Origin of the sequence: Pseudomonas sp. RIT-562 (genome assembly GCF_026241895.1) — a bacterium.
In the GTDB taxonomy this organism is placed as follows: Bacteria; Pseudomonadota; Gammaproteobacteria; order Pseudomonadales; family Pseudomonadaceae; genus Aquipseudomonas; species Aquipseudomonas mandelii_F.
Genome location: NZ_JAPJIV010000002.1, coordinates 412077 through 431407 on the forward strand (window position 1 = coordinate 412077; position 19331 = coordinate 431407).

The 19331-nt window shown below is 60.7% G+C and carries 18 protein-coding genes; 12 read left to right on the forward strand and 6 right to left on the reverse strand.

The window, feature by feature from the left end:
* The first annotated feature begins 4 nt into the window (after window positions 1-4).
* The 5 genes from ORL50_RS04705 to ORL50_RS04725 all read left to right on the forward strand — a co-directional run bounded on the left by ORL50_RS04705 (window position 5) and on the right by ORL50_RS04725 (window position 5107).
* Window positions 5-1180, forward strand: a complete 1176-nt coding sequence (locus ORL50_RS04705; RefSeq protein ID WP_266010502.1) for an alginate O-acetyltransferase — start codon at window positions 5-7, stop codon at window positions 1178-1180.
* Between the two features lie 17 nt (window positions 1181-1197).
* Window positions 1198-1854, forward strand: a complete 657-nt coding sequence (locus ORL50_RS04710) for an alginate O-acetyltransferase AlgF (RefSeq protein ID WP_045061381.1) — start codon at window positions 1198-1200, stop codon at window positions 1852-1854.
* A gap of 213 nt (window positions 1855-2067) precedes the next feature.
* Window positions 2068-3519 (forward strand): mannose-1-phosphate guanylyltransferase/mannose-6-phosphate isomerase, encoded by a 1452-nt coding sequence (locus ORL50_RS04715; RefSeq protein WP_266010507.1) that lies wholly within the window; start codon window positions 2068-2070, stop codon window positions 3517-3519.
* A 265-nt stretch (window positions 3520-3784) separates the two neighbouring features.
* Window positions 3785-4249, forward strand: a complete 465-nt coding sequence (locus tag ORL50_RS04720; protein WP_266010509.1) for a multidrug transporter — start codon at window positions 3785-3787, stop codon at window positions 4247-4249.
* 33 nt (window positions 4250-4282) lie between these two features.
* Complete coding sequence (locus ORL50_RS04725) at window positions 4283-5107, forward strand: SDR family oxidoreductase (protein WP_266010511.1); 825 nt, start codon at window positions 4283-4285, stop codon at window positions 5105-5107.
* Between the two features lie 109 nt (window positions 5108-5216).
* Here the strand turns inward: ORL50_RS04725 and ORL50_RS04730 are convergent, their stop codons facing one another.
* A complete protein-coding gene (locus tag ORL50_RS04730) occupies window positions 5217-6098 on the reverse strand; it encodes a LysR family transcriptional regulator (RefSeq protein ID WP_266010613.1) in 882 nt (293 codons plus the stop codon).
* Between the two features lie 110 nt (window positions 6099-6208).
* Between ORL50_RS04730 and ORL50_RS04735 the strand changes: the two genes are divergently transcribed.
* The 3 genes from ORL50_RS04735 to ORL50_RS04745 all read left to right on the forward strand — a co-directional run bounded on the left by ORL50_RS04735 (window position 6209) and on the right by ORL50_RS04745 (window position 9449).
* Window positions 6209-7429 (forward strand): MFS transporter, encoded by a 1221-nt coding sequence (locus ORL50_RS04735; protein WP_266010513.1) that lies wholly within the window; start codon window positions 6209-6211, stop codon window positions 7427-7429.
* Complete coding sequence (locus tag ORL50_RS04740; RefSeq protein WP_266010516.1) at window positions 7426-7824, forward strand: DUF4440 domain-containing protein; 399 nt, start codon at window positions 7426-7428, stop codon at window positions 7822-7824. The genes ORL50_RS04735 and ORL50_RS04740 overlap by 4 nt, the downstream gene beginning before the upstream one ends.
* 338 nt (window positions 7825-8162) lie before the next feature.
* Window positions 8163-9449: a hypothetical protein gene (locus tag ORL50_RS04745; RefSeq protein ID WP_266010518.1), complete on the forward strand. Its 1287-nt coding sequence runs from the start codon at window positions 8163-8165 to the stop codon at window positions 9447-9449.
* A gap of 1 nt (window position 9450) precedes the next feature.
* Here the strand turns inward: ORL50_RS04745 and ORL50_RS04750 are convergent, their stop codons facing one another.
* From ORL50_RS04750 to ORL50_RS04765, 4 genes are all read right to left on the reverse strand, one after another.
* Entirely contained in the window at window positions 9451-10335 is an 885-nt protein-coding gene (locus ORL50_RS04750; protein ID WP_266010520.1) for an efflux RND transporter periplasmic adaptor subunit, read from the reverse strand.
* Between the two features lie 24 nt (window positions 10336-10359).
* Window positions 10360-10560: a DUF1656 domain-containing protein gene (locus ORL50_RS04755; protein WP_266010522.1), complete on the reverse strand. Its 201-nt coding sequence runs from the start codon at window positions 10558-10560 to the stop codon at window positions 10360-10362.
* Entirely contained in the window at window positions 10550-12742 is a 2193-nt protein-coding gene (locus ORL50_RS04760) for an FUSC family protein (RefSeq protein ID WP_266010524.1), read from the reverse strand. Before ORL50_RS04760 ends, ORL50_RS04755 begins: the two co-directional genes overlap by 11 nt.
* A gap of 153 nt (window positions 12743-12895) precedes the next feature.
* Window positions 12896-14407 (reverse strand): efflux transporter outer membrane subunit, encoded by a 1512-nt coding sequence (locus ORL50_RS04765; protein ID WP_266010527.1) that lies wholly within the window; start codon window positions 14405-14407, stop codon window positions 12896-12898.
* A 184-nt stretch (window positions 14408-14591) separates the two neighbouring features.
* Between ORL50_RS04765 and ORL50_RS04770 the strand changes: the two genes are divergently transcribed.
* The 3 genes from ORL50_RS04770 to ORL50_RS04780 all read left to right on the forward strand — a co-directional run bounded on the left by ORL50_RS04770 (window position 14592) and on the right by ORL50_RS04780 (window position 17312).
* Window positions 14592-15560 (forward strand): LysR family transcriptional regulator, encoded by a 969-nt coding sequence (locus ORL50_RS04770; protein WP_266010529.1) that lies wholly within the window; start codon window positions 14592-14594, stop codon window positions 15558-15560.
* Between the two features lie 76 nt (window positions 15561-15636).
* A complete protein-coding gene (locus tag ORL50_RS04775; RefSeq protein WP_266010531.1) occupies window positions 15637-16611 on the forward strand; it encodes a 2-hydroxyacid dehydrogenase in 975 nt (324 codons plus the stop codon).
* 191 nt (window positions 16612-16802) lie between these two features.
* Window positions 16803-17312 (forward strand): DUF2165 family protein, encoded by a 510-nt coding sequence (locus tag ORL50_RS04780; RefSeq protein WP_266010533.1) that lies wholly within the window; start codon window positions 16803-16805, stop codon window positions 17310-17312.
* Between the two features lie 12 nt (window positions 17313-17324).
* Here the strand turns inward: ORL50_RS04780 and ORL50_RS04785 are convergent, their stop codons facing one another.
* A complete protein-coding gene (locus ORL50_RS04785) occupies window positions 17325-18227 on the reverse strand; it encodes a DMT family transporter (protein ID WP_266010536.1) in 903 nt (300 codons plus the stop codon).
* A 136-nt stretch (window positions 18228-18363) separates the two neighbouring features.
* Here ORL50_RS04785 and ORL50_RS04790 point away from each other — a divergent pair, with 136 nt between their 5' ends.
* Window positions 18364-19239, forward strand: a complete 876-nt coding sequence (locus ORL50_RS04790) for an AraC family transcriptional regulator (protein ID WP_266010538.1) — start codon at window positions 18364-18366, stop codon at window positions 19237-19239.
* Window positions 19240-19331: the final 92 nt, after the last annotated feature.

Consider the following 19331-nt stretch of genomic DNA (forward strand, 5'->3'; position numbering starts at 1 on the left):
GACCATGACCCGCTCATTACGTATGTTCTACATCGCCCTGTTCATGGTGATCCTGGTGGTCCTGGGGCTGTGGTCCACGCGCAGCTTCCTGGGCTTCAGCACCAACGCCGAAACCACAGTGCTCAACGGGCGCTGGGCCAAGGCGGTCGAGACGCACTACGACGACGAGTTCCCGATCAAGCGCCTGGGCACCAACCTCTGGGCCGCACTGGACTTCAAGCTGTTCAACGAGGGTCGTCCGGGCGTGGTGCTCGGTCGCGATCAGTGGCTGTACAGCGATGAAGAGTTCAACCCGATCGTCAACGAAGAGTTGAACCTGCAAGGCAACTACGCGCTGGTCGAAGGCGTGCGCCAGACCCTGAAAGAGAAAGGCGTGAAACTGGTAATGGCCATCGTGCCGGCCAAGGCGCGCCTGTATCCGGAGCACCTGGGTGAGGTCAAGCCTTCGAGCATTCACGGCAACCTGTACCAGGACTTCCACGCCCGCGTCGCGGCGAACAAGATCCTTGCCCCGGATCTGCTCGGCCCGTTCAACAAGGCCAAGCTCAAAGGTGAGCAAGTATTCCTGCGCACCGACACCCACTGGACGCCGGAAGGCGCGCAAGTGGCTGCCGAGACCCTGGCGAAAACTATCGCCGCCAAGTACCCGCTCAGCGGCGAACCGCAGCAATTTGTTACCAAGCCCGCAGAGAAAGTCACCCACAAGGGCGACCTGCGCCTGTTCCTGCCACTGGACCCGCTGTTTGAAAACCTGATGCCGGAGCAGGAGCCGCTGCAGAAGCGCAACACCGTCGCCGCTGCCGAACAGCCTGCCGGTGACGACGCGCTGTTCGCCAACACCGAAGTGCCAGTGGCCCTGATCGGTACCAGCTACAGCGCCAACCCCAACTGGAACTTTGTTGGTGCTCTCAAGCAAGCGCTCAACAGCGACGTGGTCAATTACGCCGAAGACGGCCATGGCCCGATCCTGCCAATGCTCAGCTACCTGAAAAGCGATGCTTTCAAGAACAGCCCGCCACAGGTGCTGATCTGGGAGTTTCCTGAACGTTATCTGCCTGTGAACAACGAAATCGGTGACGCCGACCCGCAGTGGGTCGCAGAGCTTAAACAAGCCGGCGCCCGCCAACAAAACGTAGCCGCAAACACTAAATCCGAGACGCCCGACCGGGCGCAAAACTGAAAGAGAGAGGTACTACCATGACTTTCACTACAACTCCTCGTCGTCTCGCCAAGACCTTTGCATTGGCCGCAACCTTCAGCGTCCTGTCGATGAACGCATTCGCCGGTGGCGACTCCGCGCTCTACGGCCCGACCGCACCAAAAGGCTCCAGCTTCGTGCGTGTCTACAACGCTGGTAATGCTGAAGTCAGCGCCACCGTCGGCAGCACCAACCTGGCCGAAGTCGCGCCGCTGTCCAGCACCGACTTCAGCTTCATGCCGGGCGGCGACTACAGCGCCAAGGTCGGCAGCCAGTCCCTGCCAGTGAAACTGGCGGGCGATCACTATTACACCCTGGTGAACAACGCCAGCGGCGCTCCACAACTGATCGAAGAACCGCCGTTCAAGAACAAGCAGAAGTCCCTGGTGCGCGTGCAGAACCTGAGCGACAAGGCCCTGACCCTGAAAACGGCTGACGGCAAGACCGAAGTCGTGCCATCCGTAGCGGCCAAAGGCCGTGGCGAGCGTGAAATCAACCCGGTCAAAGTCAGCCTGGCCCTGTACGACGGCGCCACCAAAGTCGGCGACGTGAAACCGGTTGCCCTGGAACGCGGCGAAGCCGCCGTGCTGTACGTCACCGGCAAAGGCAGCAGCCTGTCGCCAGTCTGGGTGAAACGCCCGGTTTCGACGCGCTAACAAATTTTCCTGATTGACCCGCATCCCTGTGGGAGCGGGCTTGCTCGCGAAAGCGGTCCGACATTCACCGATGATGTCGACTGATATACCGCCTTCGCGAGCAAGCCCGCTCCCACATTGGACCGAGGTGTCAGTCAGGACACGGAACAAAAACAAGAGTGAAACGACACAGCGTTCGTAGCTCTAACCAAACGATTTTCAAGGAGTAACAACATGATTCCGGTGATTTTGTCAGGCGGTAGCGGCTCACGTCTTTGGCCGCTTTCGCGCAAGCAATTCCCCAAGCAGTTCCTCGCCCTGACCGGCGAGCACACGCTGTTCCAGCAAACCCTGGAGCGCCTGGTGTTCGACGGCATGGACACGCCGATTGTGGTCTGCAACAAAGACCATCGGTTCATCGTCAACGAGCAGCTGAGTGCCCGCAAGCTGGAGACCCAGCGCATCCTGATGGAACCGTTCGGTCGCAACACTGCGCCAGCCGTAGCCCTGACGGCGATGATGCTGGTCAATGAAGGTCGCGACGAGTTGATGCTGGTACTGCCGGCCGACCACGTGCTCGATGACCAGAAGGCCCTGCAACGTGCGCTGGCCCTGGCCACAGTCGCTGCGGAAAACGGCGAAATGGTGCTGTTCGGCGTCCCGGCCACCAAGCCGGAAACCGGCTACGGCTACATCAAGTCGACCAACGATTCGCTGCTGCCGGAAGGCGTCAGCCGCGTCTCGCACTTCGTCGAGAAACCGGACGTGAAACGCGCCACCGAGTTCGTGCAGTCCGGCGGTTATTTCTGGAACAGCGGCATGTTCCTGTTCCGCGCCAGCCGCTTCCTCGAAGAGCTGAAAAAGCACGATCCGGACATCTACGACACCTGCCTGCTGACCCTCGAGCGCAGCGAACAGGACGCCGACACCATCACCTTTGACGAAGCCACCTTCGCCTGCTGCCCGGACAATTCCATCGACTACTCGGTGATGGAAAAAACCCAACGCGCCTGCGTCGTGCCGCTGACCGCCGGCTGGAGCGATGTCGGTTGCTGGGCTTCGCTTTGGGAAGTGAATGACAAAGACGTCAACGGCAACGTCACCAAAGGCGACGTGGTGATCCAGGACAGCAAGAACTGCATGATCCACGGCAACGGCAAACTGGTGTCGGTGATCGGCCTGGAAAACATTGTGGTGGTCGAAACCAAGGACGCCATGATGATCGCCCACAAGGACTCGGTCCAGGGCGTGAAACAGATGGTCAACACCCTCAACGAGCAGGGTCGCAGCGAAACCCAGAACCACTGCGAAGTCTATCGTCCGTGGGGCTCCTACGACTCGGTGGACATGGGCGGGCGCTTCCAGGTCAAGCACATCTCAGTCAAGCCGGGCGCGTGCCTGTCGCTGCAGATGCACCACCATCGCGCCGAACACTGGATCGTGGTCAGCGGCACGGCTGAAGTGACCTGCGACGAGAATGTGTTCCTGCTGTGCGAGAACCAGTCGACCTACATCCCGATCGCTTCGGTCCACCGTCTGCGCAACCCGGGCAAGATTCCACTGGAGATCATCGAGGTGCAATCGGGCAGCTACCTGGGTGAAGATGATATCGAGCGGTTTGAAGATATCTACGGTCGCTCGACCCCGATCGAGCGCGGCGTGTCGGTGAAAACCATCGCGCAGTAAGCGTTAAGCAAGACAGGAAGCCCCCGCCCAGGCCGCTGCGATTCCCCATCCGCAGCGGGTTGGGCGGGGGCTTTTTTTTGCGCATTGTGGGTGGTTCGACCGGCCTCATCGCGAGCAGGCTCACTCCTACAGGGCCGACGCAGATCCATTGTGGGAGTGAGCCTGCTCGCGATGAGGCACTGCAACTCGACACAAACATCAAGCCCATCGCCACCTCCCCTGCGCTTAGGTAGGATGACCTCCTCTCCCCCCGAGGTTTCGCGTCATGTTTATCGGCGTCCTGCTGGTCATTACCTGGCTGGTCCTGCTCCTGCGCTATCCCGCGAAAGCCTTGCCGGTGTCCATGGCCGCCGCCGTGGGGCTGGGCATCGTGGCCACCTGGGTCATCTGGATGGACCACCGTGAACTCAAGCAACTGGAACGGCTGGAGTTGCGCATCAGCTACGCGCCCCAGAGCTGTCCGGCGGACCGGCCCCTGCAGCTGACCATGAACAACGGCAACGACGTGCCGCTGACCGAGTTGCGCTGGCGCGTCGCCGCATATGCCCCTGGCGATACAGTCAACCTTGCGGACAACCAATACACTGCGCCGCGCTACCGTGGTCCTGGTGAACTGCAAGCCGGTGGCAACTGGCAAGACTGCTTGCCCCTGCCGCCATTGCGCCCGGGATATCGCCCGGAAACCCTGGAGTTTCGCGCCGAGCGTTTGCAGGGTAGTTTCTCCGACTGATTGCCCTTCTTTCTCCTGCACAAGGACTGCGCCATGCCGATTGCGTTGATTACCGGTTGTTCCAGCGGCATCGGCCGCGCCCTCGCCGATGCGTTCAAGGCTGCCGGGTACGAAGTCTGGGCCAGTGCCCGCAAGGCTGAAGACATCGCTGTGCTGAGCGCCGCCGGCTTTACTGCGGTGCAGCTGGACGTCAATGACGCTGCGGCGCTTGAGGCGTTGAGTGCGCGGATCGACCAGGAGCGCGGCGGCCTCGATGTGCTGATCAACAACGCCGGGTATGGCGCCATGGGGCCGCTGCTCGATGGCGGTGTGGCGGCGATGCAGCGCCAGTTCGAAACCAATGTGTTTGCGATTGTCGGCGTCACCCGGGCGCTGTTTCCGCTGCTGCGACGCACCAAGGGCCTGGTGGTGAATATCGGCAGCGTATCCGGAGTGCTGGTGACGCCATTTGCCGGCGCCTACTGTGCGTCGAAGGCTGCGGTGCATGCCTTGAGCGATACGCTGCGCATGGAGCTGGCACCCTTTGGTATCCGGGTCATGGAGGTGCAGCCGGGTGCCATCGAATCCAGCTTCGCGAAAAATGCCGGACAGCAGGCGGAGCAGTTGATCACCGAGCAATCGTCCTGGTGGCCATTGCGCGAGGGTATCCGGGCGCGGGCCAAGGCGTCGCAGGATAAGCCAACGCCGGCCGGTGAATTTGCTGCAGGTTTGTTGAAAGCGGTGCAGCAAGATCAGCCGCCCAGGTTGATTCGCCTGGGTAATGGCAGCCGAGCTTTGCCGTTGTTGGCGGCTTTGTTGCCCAAGGGATTGCTGGAGGCGGGGCTGATGAAGCGGTTTGGGTTGAAGGGGCAGCTCTGAAATCGAGTAGCCCCCATCGCGAGCAGGCTCACTCCTACAGGAGAATGCGTTTTATCGGATATCACAATCATCTGTAGGAGTGAGCCTGTTCGCGATGGGCCCCTGACATTCACCGCCAATCTTTCATGAAATCTATGAATGCCCGCACCTTCAGCGGCAAATGCCGAGTATCCGGATACAACGCATACACCCCCTGCTGACTGAACGAGTGATCCGCCAGCAAGCGCACCAACCGCCCCGCCTGCAGATCCTCCTCTACCAGCCACTGCGGCAAAATCGCCACCCCTTGCCCGCTCAAGGCAAACGCGCGCAGCGTGATCGAATTGTCGGCAACGATGGTCATCTTCCCGGGCGCCGGCTGGTACAAATGCTCGACGCCAGCCGGGTCCGTCACCGCCAGTTCCGCCACTCGCCCATGCCCCAGCGCCGGCCACTGCTCCAGTGCCGCCAGGCTCGACAGCGGCTCGAAGCAGTCGACCAACTCCGGTGCAGCCACCGCGAAAATCTCGAACGTCGACAACTGCACCGCGCGCAGATTGGAGTCGTGCATGCGCCCCAACCTGATCGCCAGGTCGAAGCGCTCGGAAATCAGATCGGCGTGGGTCGAAGAAGTCGACAGGTGCACGTTCAGTTGGGGGTGCTGCTCTCGAAAGACTTTCAGCGCCGGCACCACTTGCGCCAGCGCGAACTCCACCGTGGTGGTAATGCGCAAGGTGCCGCGCAGTTGCGTGTGCTCGGAGCGCGCATCCTCGACCGCCATTCGCGCCTCATCCAGGGTGCGCACACAGCGCTGATAAAAACGCTCGCCGGCGTCGGTGAGGGCTAGCTTGCGCGTGCTGCGGGTCAGCAGCGTGACCCCAAGCTCGGCTTCCAGGCGCTTCAAATTGAAGCTGACGACAGCACGCGTCTGCCCCAGCAGATTCGCCGCAGCGGTCAATGATCCGGCTTCGACCACGGCCTTGAAGGTATCAAATCGGTCCAGGCTGACCATGCTCACAGGCACTCGTTGTCAAAATAATTTTGACAAACTAGCAGTCAAAACCGCGTTTCCATAGCGCTTTCGCCGCCTTACCCTGCACGCCTCACTACAGGGAAGTCGTCATGGCTTATCGCTCGAAAGTTGCACTGGTGTATCTGTTGGGCTTCGCACTCGACCTGCTGAACATGTTCATCGCCAGCATCGCCTACCCCGACATTGCCCAGGAACTGCACGCTTCGGTCAGCCAGCTGGGATGGATCAGCAATGCCTACATGCTGGGCCTGACGGCGATCATCCCGTTGAGCGTGTGGCTGGTCGCGAAGGTCGGCGAGCGACGGTTGATCCTCGGTTCGCTGGCGCTGTTCGGCCTCGCCTCGGTGCTGGTCGCCGGCGCGAGCTGGATAGAAGCGCTGATCGGCTGGCGCCTGTTGCAGGGCCTGGGCGGCGGATTGTTGATTCCCGTCGGCCAGGCCATGGCCTTCCGGCACTGCCCATTGCCCCTGCGCAGTCGCCTGACTGCCTGGGTGCTGTCCGTGGCCTTGCTGGTGCCGGCGCTGTCACCGGCAGCGGGCGGCTGGGTTGTCGAGGTGTTGTCCTGGCGCTGGGTGTTTATCCTCAACCTGCCGCTGACACTCTTGGCCCTGTTGCTGGCCGCGCTGTGGTTACGGGCAGATGAGGTGCGCGACAGCGGCCAACCAATCGGCCCCCTGCTTGATCTGCAACTGCTTAAAAGCCCGTCGCTGCGGCTGGCCATGGCGGTGTACGTGTTCGTGCCTGGCGTGTTCATCGGCACTAGCCTGATTGCCGTGTTGTATCTGCACCAACTGGGCTTCGCCAGCCCCAGGATCGGCGCCTTGATGTTGCCCTGGGCCTTGGGCTCGGCGGTGGCGATAGGCCTGGGCAAACGTGGTTTTAATCGCTGGGGCCCCAGGCCGTTGCTGATCGCCGGCATGCTGATGCAAAGCCTGGGCATCGCCGCGTTGGTCCTGATTGATCACGCTCAAACCTGGCTGCCCATCTGCGCCTATGCCCTGATGGGACTGGGCGGCAGCTTTTGCAGCAGCAGTGCACAGACCCTGGCGTTTCTCGAAGTACCTCCAGCGCGCATGAACCACGCCAGCGCATTGTGGAACATCAATCGTCAGCTGAGTTTCTGCCTCGGCACGGCGGTATTGAGTGCGTTGCTGGGAGCCCTGGGTGCGGACTCGCTCCAGGCTTTTGAGCTGTGTTTTCTCGTCGCCGCAGCCCTGACTTTGCTACCCCTGATTGCCGTACTGCGTTTTGATGCAGCACGGGTGCAAGCGCTTGTTCGTCCCTCTCCCTCCAAGGAAACAACTGCATGAATGATTACCGCGAATACTTTGATGAAGTGATTGAAGCTCATCGGCTGATCGAACAGTGGTTCGCCAGCGTCCAGTCACCTGCCGTGCTGGAGAACTTGCTGGCGCGGTTTTCGCCGCAGTTCTCCATGATCTCACCGCTGGGCCGGGTGCTGGATTTCGAGGTGTTGAGCGAGTTGTTCCTGCTGGCGGGCGCAAAGAAGCTCGGGTTCAGGATTGAGCTCAGCGAGTTGCGCGGCATTGCACTGTATGACGGTGGCGCCGTCGTGAGTTATCGCGAACAACAGACTGATGCGACGGGGCTGCATTCGGATCGACGCTCGACGGTCGTCTTTGAGAAACAGGCAACCGGCCCAATTATTTGGCGGCATCTGCATGAGACTTTTTGCAAGGCATGAGTCCGGGTGGTCTCCCGGCGACCCTGCAGCTTTATTAAATCCTCTGTCCCTGTCTACTGTCAGAGTTGACAGTAGACGACCTCCCTCCTCTCAGCTCAAAGTCGAGGTGTTGAGACAGACTGCAGCTGAATGCATGCCCCCTCTCCTTCCCCCACCACTGCTTTAGACATCCCCACCGCCCGTCCGGATGTGCTTAAACCTGTTATTTCTGACAGTAGACACCCTACTGCCTCGGGTAGAGACTTTTGCTGATCGGGAGATGCCCAGCATTGGTTTACCGATGAGCGCATAGCCCTTTTTCGCTCGTCTGCACGGCCCCTTATCATTCAGAGGTGTTTATGAATCAAAATAATCCTGCAGATCGCCCAGGCAATCGCAACAAGGCATTTGGCGACGGTGGCAAGGTCACACTCGGCATCCTTTCCGATGTAATTCAGCGCACCCGCCTGATCAAAGGCGCTCTGGTGCTCCCCGACAAGCACATTCTCTTGAGCGTGACCCTGGAAACAAGGCGAGGCTTCGGGCAATACGGGCTGGTGCGACTGACCCCTGACGGAAGCCTGGACCCGCGCTTTATCAATGGAGGCATGTTCACCAGCCATTTCAAGGGAGAAGATGCCAGCTCGGGTGGCATGCTCTTGCGTCTTGCGGACGGACGTCTGTTGATGCTTGGCTCGAACATTACCTACCCAGGAGGGGTGGAACCTTTAAACCACTTGGCCATGGCCTGTTATCGCCACGATTACACACTGGACAAAACGTTCGGAGGGAATGGCACAGGCCACCTGGTTATCGAAAACCAGCCGGAAGAAGTGTGCATGACGGACGTGTCCGCAGTTGCCCAACAAGCAGACGGTAGACTACTGATCAGCACCACCTATCACAAATTTGGCAACATTACTGATACCACCGGCGTGCTCTTTCGGCTGAATGTCGATGGCACATTCGACGAATCCTTCGGCAAATCCGGTCGCCTGGACTTCAAATTGCCGGGTTCTATAGCCTCTACCGCGCTGACCGCCTGCCTGCCACAAGCGGACGGAAAAATCGTGGTGGCGGGCCATGCGTTTCTTCAACCGGAATACGAAACAGCCCTCATTGCGCGCTTCGATGACAAAGGGGTCCTCGACAGCGAATTCGGCAACCCAACTTCACCGGGGTACGTCAGCATGCCGATAGCCAAGCGCCCTACCCGGTTCAACGCCCTGCTGTCCACGAAGCGCGGTTTTGTCGGGGTTGGTGAAGCCGGTGGTTGGAAAGATCCCTCCACCGCAGGAATGCTTGTCGGTATCACCAAAAATGGCTTGCTGGATTCCGGCTTCAACGGGGGTAAAGCGCTGCTGACTAAATACCATCCGGAAAGGAACAACGCGTGGCTCAATGGTTACGTGCAATCCGATGGAAAGTTGGTGATCTCGGCGGGACGGCATTACCTCTACATTTCGCGATTTGAGGCGGACGGCCAATTCGACAAAGGGTTCGGCATTGACGGAGGAATTTCAGAAGACACCCAGTGTTCAGGGCCGGTCACTTTATTGGATCACCCCGAAAACAAATTCCTCTTGGCCTGCAATTCCACCGGAATCGACGGTGGAAGGGGCACGCTATTCGATTACCTTGGCTGAATCAGTCATGTGCGGTTTGTCGTAATGGCGCAGGGGATTGCGTGACCACCACCGTACACGTAATCCCCGCCGCCAACAGCACCCCCTCCGGCACCTCGTCAATGTGAATCCGCACCGGCACCCGCTGCGCCAGGCGCACCCAGTTGAATGTCGGGTTGACATCGGCGATCAGCTCGCGGCTTTCCGGGTTGTCCCGATCGTAGATGCCGCGGGAAATGCTCTCGACATGCCCCTTGAGCACTTCGCCGCTCATCAGCTGCATATCCGCCTGGTCGCCAACCCGCACGTGGGGCAGCTTGGTTTCTTCGAAGAAGCCGTAGACCCAGAACGAGTTCATATCGACCACGGCCATTTTCGCTTCGCCGATACGCGCATAGTCGCCACGGTGCACGTTGAGGTTAGTGACATAACCGTCGACCGCCGCCCGCACTTCGGTGCGTTTTAGGTTCAGTTGCGCCGCTTCCAGTTGCGCCTGGGCGTGCTGATAATCGGCGAGGGCCGAGTCGGCGATGTTGCTGGCGTCGTCGCGGTTTTCCTTGGATATCACCAGCGCGTCCATGTCCGCGCGACGATGGGCATTGACCTTGCGCATCTCCCAAGTCGACTTGCGCGACGCAACCAGCGCCTGCGCCTGTTTGACCGCGATGCGATAGTGCTCGGGGTCGATCTGCATCAGCAGATCCCCCTTGCGCACCAACTGGTTATCGCGCACCGGTACGTCCACCACTTCGCCTGTGACGTCGGCGGCGACGTTGATGATGTCCGCGCGCACGCGGCCATCGCGGGTCCAGGGGGTATCCATGTAATGCACCCAGAGGGTCCGGCCGATCCATATCGCAAGCGCCAGCACCAGCAAGGTGGCGAGCAGGCTGAAAAGCTTTTTCATCAAGGCATTCTCTGAGGGAGAGAGTCAGTGGTAAATCGTCAGCGCCAGGGCGCCAAACAGACAGGTAAACAGGCTCAGGCGCAACAACGCCGGGTGCCAGAAAAAACGGTACAGGTCGAGCCCGGACAGGAAGCGGTCCAGGGCCCATGCCAGCGCGACGGCGAGGAAAAACATCAACGTCATGGTCGGCATGTACACGCCGTGGAAGGCGATTTCACGAGGCATGCTCAAGTCCTTGCGGCGGGGTGGCGGCATAGGCAGCCAGTGGCGATTGCGGGTCCAGTAGCGAGGTGCGGATGAAGTGCAGGTAGCTCTTCACCCGGCGCAGCGCCGAAGTATCGAAGTGCGGCGCGAAGGGCTCATCGGTGGCCTGGACGCGGCTGATGGCGTGATCCACGGCGATCAGGCTGCGCTCCAGATTGCTCTGGCTCGGCTGCAGGAACAGGCGCACCAGCGAGCGGCCCATTACGCGGATTGCCTGGCGCCAAGGCTGGGATTCGGCATAGGCCGGATGCACCGGCAGGATCGCCTGTTCCTTGCGCAACTCGATAATCGCGTGGCCGACCTCCAGCACCACGAACATCCAGCGCAGCAGGTCCCGTTGCACTTGCGGCTGACCCGCCGCGAGCCCGTAGGCCTGGTGCAGCAGGTCGCGGGTGCGGCTTTCGAAACTGGACGCCAGGCCCTTGAGCTTGCCACTGATGGCGAACACCACCTGGCCGCGCAAGTCCTGCTCCAGGCGGCGCCATAACCAGCGGCTGTTGGGCGGCAGGATGATCGCCCCCGCAGCCGCACAGACCAGCATGCCCATGACCATGGCGATGTAGTCATTGATGAAGTTGTAGGGGTTGTAGACCGTGAGGTTGTCCGGGACCGAGCCGGTGCTGAAAAAGATCAACAGGCCGAGGCCGACCCCGGCGTACTGCGGCCGCGAAGACAGGAACGAGCCGAGCACGATCACCGGCGCGAGCATCACGCACAACAGGGGGAAACCGTCGATCCAGGGGAAGATGAAGAACATCTCGACGAAGCCGATCAGCGCGCCGAGAAATGTCCCGCAGGCCATTTGAAACGCCATGCATTTCGGGTTCGGCGTGGCCGCGGACAAACCGATAGTCGCGGCAGCAATCAGGGTCATGGTCGCACCGCTCGGCCAGGCCGTGGCCACCCAGTAGCTGCCCAGCACCACCAGCACAAACGCCGCGCGAATCCCCGATGCGGCCGCCGCGAGCCAGTTGGTCTGCGGGGTGAACGGCTCGTCCCACTGCTCCCGCGCGTGGCGGTGCTCGGCCAGCGAGGCGTGAGTCTGGGCGTATCCGTGCAGGTCATCGACGAAGCGATACAGCAGCTCGTAGGCGGTATGGAAGTCCAACTGCTCGGAATCGCTCGGGGCACTCTCCTGGAATGCGGCGCGCAGGCTACGCACCCGGGCAGGCAAAGCATCCTTGTAGGCTGCCAGTGCCAGGGCCAGGCGCGCAGCGTCGGGGCTGGTCAGGGCGCGGCCGCTGAAGTTGTCGAGCACTTCGGCCAGGTCCTGCAAACCCGGGGTGATTGCTGCCACCACGTGATCGGTGCCGCTGCTGCGCAAACGTTCCAGTAGTTGGTGCAGGGCATTGAAGCGCGTGGTGATGCCCATGAACTCGCTGTTCAGGCGGCTCAGGCGGCCGTTGCGCCGACGCATGTGCGGGTCTTCGAACACCGTGACGCTGCGCAGGCCTTCGAGGCCAACCGCCTCGGCGATAAAGCGTACGTTGCTGGCCTCGAACCCCGCCTGTTGGCTGCGACCGCGCAAGCCATCGGTGACGAACAGGGCGAATACCCCGAAGCGCTGATACAAGGCATTGCGCATCGCCGCGCTGGCGGTTTGCGGCAGGATTGCGGCACTGACCAGGGTGGCACAGAGAATCCCCAGGGAGATTTCCAGCACGCGCCAGACGGCCGCCATAAAGGCGCCGTCGGGATGGGCCAGCGCTGGCAGGCCGACCATCGCCGCGGTGTAGCCCGCCAGCACAAAGCCGTACGCGCGAAAGTTGCGGTAACGCGCCGCGCCCGCCGAACAGATACCGACCCAGATCGCCAGCGATCCGAGGAACAGTTCGGTGTTCTGCGCGAACAGCGCAATCAGCGCGACCATCACCGCCGAACCGGCCAGCGTGCCAAGGAAGCGGTAGAAGCTTTTAGCGAATACCTGGCCGCTTTGCGGCTGCATGACGATGAACACGGTAATCATCGCCGTGCGCGGCTGCGGCAGCTCCAGGCGCATCGCCAGCCACAGGGTCAGGAAGGCGGCGAACAGCACTTTGAAGATGTAGACCCAGGTCACGCCATCGCTGCGTGCCCAGTCAAAAAAACCTCGACGCCATTCGAGGGAATACAGCCAGCGCAGAGGTGCGGGCAAGGGGGTCATGGTGTCCTGCTCAATAATTGGCGCGGCATGAACTCGTTCCTTGTAGGAGTGAGCCTGCTCGCGATTGCGCTATGCCAGGCAATTTCAGCATGCACTGACACACCGCCATCGCGAGCAGGCTCACTCCTACAGGGGCTTCCAGGGGGCCTGTGTTCAATTCGACAGGCTCTTAAGCAGTGCCGGGGTTTTCGGTGCAGCGGTTTCGCTCGCGGTCGGCACATCATTGCCCGCCCCAACCTCGCCACCCAGCGCAGTCACCAGTTCCGCATGGGCACTGAGCCGCGCCGCCTGAACCTGTTGCTGCACCTGCTGCTGCTTGAACAGCAGCGTCTGGGCGTTGAGCACATTGAGGTAATCGGTGAGCCCGCGCTGGTAGGCGATCATCGCTATGTCGTAGGTCTTCTGCGCGGCCGCGACCGACTCGGCGGCGAAAGTTTGCTGCTTGTCCATGGACTCGCGGCGGATCAACTGGTCGGAGATGTTCTTCAGCGCGTTGACCAGGGTCTGGTTGTAGTGAGCCACGGCGATGTCGTAACCGGCCGCTGCTTCACCCAGCTGCGCGCGCAACCGACCGCCGTCGAAGATCGGCAGCGAGATCGCCGGGCCAACGCTGTAGTTGAGTTTTTTGCCAGTCAAAAACTCCAGGGCCCCGCCGCCCGTGGCCATGTAGCCGAGGCTACCGACCAGGTCGACGTTGGGATAAAAACCGGCATGGGCCACATCGATACCCCGCGCTTGTGCCGCCACCTGCCAGCGGCTGGCAACCACGTCGGGCCGCTGGCCGAGCAATTGCGCCGGCAGTACCGACGGCAGCTTCAGGGCGGTGCCTAATGACAAAGTCGGTCGCTGCAACTGCGCCCCCGCGCCGGGACCCAATCCTGCCAATGCCGCCAGCTGATTACGACTGAGGGCGATCTCCTCGTCCAGTGCATCGAGCTGGCGATGGGTTTCAGGCAGTGGGGTTTGCGCCTGGCTGACTTCGAAGTGCGTTCCGATGCCGGCGTCCAGGCGCTTTTGCGCCAGTTCGAGGATCTGCTGTTGCTGCTGCAGCGTCGCGGCAACGATGTCGCGCTGGGCGTAATGCAGCGACAGTTCGATATAGGCGCGCACGATGTTGTTCTGCAATTCGAGCTGGGCCTGCCGGGCCTCGGCGGCGCTCATGTGCGCCAGGTCGACGGCACGCTCGCTGGCATTGCGCTCGCGGCCCCAGAGGTCGAGGGCGTAACTGAAGCCCAGCGCGGCGTTGTTGTCCCAGGTCGTGGTATTGGCCAGTTCGCCCGGCCCGTAGAACTGATCGGTGGGCCAGTTGTGGCGCTTGAGGGTGGACTCGGCATTGATCTGCAGCGACTCGGCAGACTCGGCAATGCCGGCCATCGAACGCGCCTGGCGCACCCGTGCGGCGGCCATGGCGATGGTTGGGCTGCCCTGCAGGGCCAGGTCGATCCAGTGATTTAATTGAAGGTCGCCATAGGCCTGCCACCATTGCGCAACAGGCCAATTGGCGTCCTGCGCAGCCTGTTGGATGGCCTCGTCGGTGGCCAGGGAATTGGCCTCCAGTGCCTTGCCTTGTGGGGCAATGCCTGCGGTTCCGATGCAGCCGCTGATTGCCAGGGATAGGGCGAGAACACTGAGCGTCTGAAGCGCTCTGCTGATGCGACGCGGCACTGCGGATATTCCTGAGATAGGGGAGATCCCCGTAAGAGGTGGCGCAATTCTAGGGGCGGGTTTTGTTGGCGATAAGCTGGGATTCTTGTGAATCTTTGTTACCGTTAACGCGATAATCCCTTGGTCGGGGTCTCGGACTCTGAAACGTTGTGTCACAATTTGTCATTCGCCCAGAGAGCACCCCATGGACACTTTGCAAAACATGCGCGCATTCAGTTACGTGGCCGAGGCCGGCAGCTTCACTGCGGCCGCCGTGCAACTCGACACCACGACGGCCAACGTTTCGCGCGCGGTCTCTAACCTTGAGGCCCACCTGCAAACCCGACTGCTCAACCGCACCACCCGGCGCATCGCTCTGACCGAGGCCGGCAAGCGCTACCTGCTGCGCTGCGAACAGATCCTGGCGTACGTTGAAGAAGCCGAGGCTGAAGCCAGTGACGCCCACGCCCGTCCGGCCGGACAGCTCAAGGTGCACACTATGACCGGCATCGGTCAGCACTTCGTGATCGACGCCATCGCGCGCTATCGCAAGACCCACCCGGACGTGACGTTCGACCTGACCATGGCCAACCGCGTACCGGACCTGCTCGACGAGGGCTACGACGTGTCCATCGTGCTGGCCAGCGAACTGCCCGACTCCGGCTTCGTCTCGCAGCGTCTGGGCATCACTTACAGCATCGTCTGCGCTTCGCCGGCCTACGTGAAAGCCAACGGCTGTGCGCACAAACCCAGCGACTTGCTCAACCACGCCTGCCTGCGGCTGGTCAGCCCGGTGATACCGTTGGAGAAATGGACATTTGATGGCCCTGAGGGTCAGGAAATGGTCACCATCAACAGCTCGCCGTTCCTGGTGAATTCTGCCGACGCCATGAAAACCGCGATCACCAGCGGCATGGGCGTAGGCGTTCTGCCGGTGTATGCGGCGATCGAAGGGCTGCGCAACGGCACGCTGGTCAGAGTGATGCCGAACTATCGCTCGCAAGAATTGAACCTGTACGCGATCTACCCTTCGCGCCAATACCTGGACGCGAAGATCAAGACCTGGGTTGAGTATCTGCGAGGGTCGTTGCCGGAGATATTGGCAGCGCATCAAGCTGAATTGACCGCTTATGAATTGAGCGGCAGCCTGGCCGGGGTTCGGTTGGCTAATTGATTATCCAGGCTCGCCCAGCACTGGAAAAGAATGTTAGCGTGCTTGGCATTCTCACCGCCCGACGAGCCCTCCACCCATGAAAAAGACCGTACTCGCCTTCAGCCGTATCACGCCGGAGATGATCGAAGACCTGAAGCAGGATTTCGACGTCATCGTGCCCAACCCGAAGAACGGCGATATCAATGCCCAATTTAATGAGGCCCTGCCTCACGCCCATGGCTTGATCGGCGTCGGTCGCAAGCTTGGACGGGCGCAGTTGGAAAACGCGGCGAAACTGCAGGTGGTCTCCAGCGTTTCAGTGGGCTACGACAACTACGATGTGGCGTATTTCAACGAACGCGGGATCATGCTCACCAACACCCCCGATGTCCTGACCGAGAGCACTGCGGACCTGGCGTTTGCCCTGATCATGAGCAGCGCCCGCCGGGTGGCCGAGCTGGATGCCTGGACCAAGGCCGGACAATGGCAGGCCAGTGTCGGCGCTGCGCTGTTTGGCAGCGATGTACACGGCAAGACCTTGGGCATCGTCGGCATGGGTAACATTGGCGCGGCTATCGCCCGTCGCGGTCGTCTGGGTTTTAACATGCCGATCATCTACAGCGGCAATAGTCGCAAGCCTGCACTTGAACAGGAGCTCGGCGCGCAATTTCGCAGCCTCGACCAGTTGCTGGCCGAAGCCGATTTTGTCTGCCTGGTGGTGCCGCTCAGCGAGAAGACCAAACACCTGATCAGCCACCGCGAACTGGGGCTGATGAAGCCGGGCGCGATCCTGGTGAACATCTCCCGTGGCCCCGTGGTAGACGAACCGGCGCTGATTGAAGCCCTGCAGAACAACCGCATTCGTGGCGCGGGCCTGGACGTCTACGAGAAAGAGCCGCTGAGCGACTCGCCATTGTTCCAGTTGAAGAACGCCGTGACCCTGCCGCATATCGGCTCGGCCACTCATGAAACCCGTGAAGCAATGGCCAATCGCGCCATTACCAACCTGCGTAGCGCGCTGCAAGGTGAGCGCCCGCAAGACCTGGTCAATCCGCAGAGCTGGAACGGTTGATTGCTAGCATGGCACGCCCGACCGGCGTGCCATGCATATATATACGGCGATAATTACCCGCTGAATTAATTAACTCCGCCACTCATTTAAAAGTACATAACTTGCAACTCAGTGGCCCGCAGTGCTGCGCGAGATTCATTATAAACTTCGAAGCGGTCAACAGTCAGAAACGGACTTCGGAGAACATCTTCATGAGCAACTTCACTACTGCCACCACCATCAGACGCAGCAAAGTACTGATCGTCTTGATGGCCGCCATTTTCGGTCTTACCACGCTGGCCAACAATCTCACCGACTACGCTGTCTACGCTGAATACATTGGACGCATCCTCAGCATGAGCGATACGCACGACAACGAATCCAGGAAACATCGTGGTATCACTTCAACACTGTTCCACCACCGCTTCTACTGGGCGATTATCACCCTCGAGGTCATCTTCACGTTTAGTCTGCTATACGGCAGCTGGCAGCTCTATCGCAACTTGAAAGCACCACGCAACGAATTCAACGAGTCTAAAAAATTTGCCATCATTGGATTCGTGACTGCACTATTCGTCTACCATGTTTTCTACATTACCATTCTCAACGAATGGTTCGACATGGACTACTCACAACAATACGATGCCTTCCGCTGGGCTCAAAACAATATTGAATACATGTTCCTCGCCTTGATATACCTGACGGTCGCCAAGGACAGTTGAGTAACATGGGTTTCAAGCCAACTTGCCGGTCATTGGCTTGATACTGACGCGGGGTTTGCGAAAGACCAAGACGTTGCCCAGCATCACCAGCACCAGCCCGACGAGTGCTGGAGGGGTCCACTGGTAACCCTCGGCAAATGCCGACACATTCAGCGCCACCACCGGAAACAACACGGTGCAGTACGCGGCCCGCTCAGGCCCCATGCGCCCGACCAATGTCAGGTAGGCGGTGAAACCGATCACCGAGCCGGGAATCACCAGGTACAGCAACGAGCCTACGTAGCGCGTATTCCACTCGATGTCGAACGGGATGCCCCGGACCAGGCACCAGGCCGACAACATCGCCGCGCCGTAGGCCATGCCCCAGGCATTGGTCGTCAGCGGCTTGAGCCCGGCTTTCTGCTGCAGGCTCGATAACATGTTGCCGGCGGAAAAACACAGCGTGCCGCACAGTGCCAATCCCAGGCCAAGCAAGGTTTCAGGTGAGGCGGTGTGACCCGCAAGCTCGGGCCAGAACAGCAGACCAAGGCCGAGCAAGCCCAAGGCGCCGCCCATCAAGACGTTGCGAGCAATTTTCTGGCCGAAAAACACCCGGGCGTTCAAGGCGTTCCACAAGGTGGCCGTGGAGAACACTACAGCGACCAGACCGCTGGGGATCCACTGGCTGGCGGTGAGGAAGCACATGAAGTTGACGCAGAACAGACACAAACCCTGCGCGAGGCAGATCAGGTGTCCGCGGCGATTCATCACTTGCAGGCGGCGGCTGAGCAGCAACATCACGAACAGCACCAGCGCGGCGAGGCCGAAGCGATAGACGATTGACACCGGGATGGCTACCACGCCCAACTGCCATTTCAAGGCAATCCAGGTAGTACCCCAGATCAGCACGGTCAGCAAATACAGCGAAAGGTTCATGATCAAAGCTCCTGGACAGGGGCTCAGTGTCCTGCGGCTGGCCTCGGCGCACTTGCATAAACTTGCGCTTTTGTCCGGCCACGGGCTGGCAGGTCATGTGCTACGGAGTAGGATGCAAGGCGTTGGAGAATCGATCATGGCCGCACTGGAAACCCTGCAAGTCTTTCAAGCCCTTAACCGTTCGCCCCATGCTCGTCTTGAGCACAGCGCCGAACTCGGTGACGGCATGGCTGCAGCCCTGTGGAACAATCATCACGACGCTCAGGACTACGAGGCGCCCAGTCATCACACCCTGTCCTGCTACATCGGCGGCGGCACCGGCACCTTTCGCCGCGACCAACCCGGCATCATGGGCGGCCCGGACAAACTGTGCATCCTGCCAGCCGAGCATCCGTCGGCCTGGGTGATCAATGGCGATATCCGCCTGGCCCACGTGTACTTCAGTCCTGAGCAATTTGCCCTGGGCTGCGTCACCCTGCTCGACCGCGAACCTCGCGAACTGCTCCTGCGCGAGCACACCTTTCTCGACGACCCGATCCAGGCCCGGCGCTTTCGCCAGTTGATCGCACTGAACTGGGATGAGCCCGGCGAACGCCTGCTCACCAGCAGCCTGGCCCACGAGATGCTGAGCCATGTCCTCCTCGGCCAGGTGGGCAAGCGCGAAGGGTTGCGCCTCAAGGGCGGACTGGCTGCGCATCAGCGCCGGCAACTGGTCGAGTTCATCGACAGCCAGTTGGCCGAAGCCATCAGCCTGGGGCAACTGGCCGGGTTGTGTGCGTTGTCGGAGTATCACTTTGCGCGGATGTTTCGCGAGAGCTTTGGCCTGCCGCCACACCAGTATGTGCTGGCGCGGCGCTTGCGGCGGGCCCAGGATCTGCTGCGCACGACCGCGCAGCCATTGGGGGAGATTGCCCTGGCGTGCGGGTTCTCCAGTGCCAGTCATTTCACCAACAGGTTTCGCCAGGCGGTGGGTGGAACGCCTGGGGAGTATCGGCAGGCTTTCTTGCGCTAGATCTGAAATGTTCAGCGACTTTGCCGCCGTCATCGCGAGCAAGGCTCACTCCTACAGAGTTGACCCGCCTATCACTCAACCCTGTAGGAGCG